The sequence below is a fragment of the Pseudoalteromonas sp. MMG012 genome, from assembly GCF_018100875.1.
Classification (GTDB): domain Bacteria; phylum Pseudomonadota; class Gammaproteobacteria; order Enterobacterales; family Alteromonadaceae; genus Pseudoalteromonas; species Pseudoalteromonas aurantia.
Map to the genome: position 1 here is coordinate 1 of NZ_JAGJEF010000157.1, position 2,894 is coordinate 2,894.

Below are 2,894 nucleotides of genomic sequence, written 5' to 3' on the forward strand. Positions count from 1 at the left end.
ACTATAAACTAAACATAGAAGCCAGCATTTGCTGGTTTCTTTTTGGCTGGAGTAACTGATGTTTAAAGACTTTGGTGTTTCATATCAATCTGAGATTAAGTCGTTACTAGACTCTGAAACAAGTTCAGAGCGACAATGTTTTTATAGAGCGATGATGTGTTTGTAGAGCGACGAGGTTTTTTATAAACGGCGGGGTGTTGTTCTAAACAATGTCTTAAGTGGTGGCTTTGAACTGGCCTGAATAGTTACAATCACATCAATGGCTTTAATGTCACTACTTTACTAAGCAAGCATTCATTTTTTGTATCGTTTTGTTGAATATTTCATCAAATTGTTATCTACATGCAATATTTAAATCACCGAAAAGTAATAATTAATGTTTATCGTTTTCTGGTCTAGTCCAATATTTGATAGACCAATTAACTCACAGGAAAAACGATGAAAAATAAATATTCAACGCTTTGTTACCAATTCAAACAGCTATTAAACACAACACTGTGCTGTACGGCACTTGGTATGTCTTCAGCATCTTTGGCCAGTACACACTCATTACTAATTGCAGTTGATGGGTTACGTGGAGATGGTATTGAAAATGCGAACACGCCTCACCTTGATACATTAATCAATGGTACCTGGGCCGCGGGTTATAAAGCTGCGTTTGCCCATTATGCGCAAACGATGACAGACGCGGCGCCAAACAGTGGCCCGAATCATGTTGGTATTATGACCGGTGTAACCGCTAAAAAAAGTGGGGTAACTGGTAATGGTAATGTTGCGGGTGGCAATTATTCAACCTATCCCCATTATCTAACACTATTAGAGCAGTCAAACTCTTCTCTCAATACTGCGTATCTGGTGACTTGGGGAACCGATATGCAAATTACTAACACCGCGGATCTTAAAATTGATGCAAATGATGCAGTTAACACCCAAAATGCAGTGAATATTATCAAGGGTACCTATAGTGCATCAAACTGGCCACAAGGTACCGACATAGATGCACTATTTATATTTTTAGACGATGTGGATGGGGCAGGCCATGCCTGTTGTTTTACGGCATCTGATGATGGTTATGTAGATGAAATTAATGACGTTGATAGTCAAATTGGGCAGTTGTTAGCGGCGATTAAAGCCCGTCCTAATTTTACTTATGAAGATTGGCAAATTGTGGTGACATCAGATCATGGCGGACGAGGCTCATCGCATGGTATTCATGCTGCTGATAACTACACAATTCCTTTTTTAGTCACATCAAAGGTGGCTAAGCAGGGGTATTTGTCTGGTATTCCGCGCAATTATGATGCGGCCCCCACTGTACTGGCTCACCATGGTTTGGCTATACCAGCAAATATGGATGGCACAGTACAAGGGCAAAATACTCGACCGGAAAGTGATAAAGGAATTGATCACGGCCTGACAACGTACCTTCCTTTTGATGGTAACTATGAAGATGCATCGGGTAATCACACTCATGCTCAGGTAGGCGGCGGATCACCAGAGCTGCGCGCGAACGGAAAGTTTGGTACATATGTGAAAATAAATGGCAAAAAAGAGCACTTAACTTTAGGTAAATCAAGTGAGTTAGATTTTGGCACCGACACCGACTTTACCCTTATGACATGGTATAGAGTAAGCGGTGATCAAGTGGGTGATCCTGTTATTGTAGGGAACAAAAACTGGGTAAGTGGTGCAAACCGAGGTACGTTACTGCTTGCCAATGAGGGGAATGGGGATGATTTTGGTATTAACATCGCCTCATCACGCTCTGATAGAAAAGACATAGACCCTATTGATTACACTTTTAATGGTTGGTGGTTATTGGTGGCATCGTTTGACCGCCAAGGCGTGGCAACTTTGTACGCAGGTAGTCCCTCTGGTGAGTTGAATATTATTGCTGGTGATATTTCAAACGTGGGTGATATTAATTCAGAGCTTGATTGGAACATTGGTCAAGATGGAACTGGCAGATATCATTATAATTTAAAAGCGGATTTAGATGATTTTGCAGTATGGCGCCGTGCTATTACGCTCAGCGAAGTACGCGCGATATATAATAACGGGCACGGCTCTGAGCTGCTTTCATTGATGAATGCAAGTCATTAGGGGCGGGGTTTACACCTGCGATATAGGAAGAGGTCAACTTATTGAGTTGGCCTTTTGCGTTTTGATCCAGAGGCGAATTACCTCCCCGGTGTACGTTAAGGCTCATGATATTTTCGGGGGAATGATGTACAAATACAGGCTAATAGAGCCTTCGTATTACCTCCCTGACGCAGGTCAGGGTCCTTGGTGTTTGTGGAATAGTAATGTGGAAATACAGAGTATAGAACTCCGTATTGTCTCCCTGGTGCAGGTCAGGGTCCTTGGTGTTTGTGGAATAGTAATGTGGAAATACAGAGTATAGAACTCCGTATTGTCTCCCTGACGTAGGTTAGAGTCTATGTGTTTTGTGGGATATTGAGAGTGGACTCTGAAACAAGTTCAGAGCGACGAAAGTTTTAGTTCAGAGTGACGAAGGGTGGTGGCTCTGCGCAATGAAGAGTTGCTTCATAACAACGAAGTTTCTGTTAATCCGTCGCTTAAGTACTGAGTCATAAAGCTTTTAGCTAGTGTGCAAATACTGGGAGATAGCACCCTGGCGTTAGGTCAGGAATTAATGTTTCATTGAATAACGATGTGGAAATACAGGGGGCAGAGCCCCGTATTGTCTCCCTGATGTAGGTCAGGGTCTATGTGTTTTGTGGGATAATGAGAGTGGACTCTGAAACAAGTTCAGAGCGACGAAATTTTAGTTCAGAGCGACGACGTTTTAGTTCAGAGCGACGAAATTTTTAGTTCAGCTCAATGAAGTGTTGAACTATAGCAATGAGTGCGACCCTGTAAATAAGCCCTGT

Annotated in this window: 1 protein-coding gene; it reads left to right on the forward strand. The window is 42.3% G+C overall.

Annotation, left to right across the window (positions count from 1 at the left end):
* The first annotated feature begins 438 nt into the window (after positions 1-438).
* Complete coding sequence (locus J8L97_RS22620) at positions 439-2,103, forward strand: alkaline phosphatase family protein (RefSeq protein ID WP_211052977.1); 1,665 nt, start codon at positions 439-441, stop codon at positions 2,101-2,103.
* Positions 2,104-2,894: the final 791 nt, after the last annotated feature.

Bases quoted from the DNA above. Each gene is read 5' to 3' on its own strand.
- J8L97_RS22620 (WP_211052977.1), top strand. From the start codon at position 439: ATGAAAAATAAATATTCAACGCTTTGTTACCAATTCAAACAGCTATTA.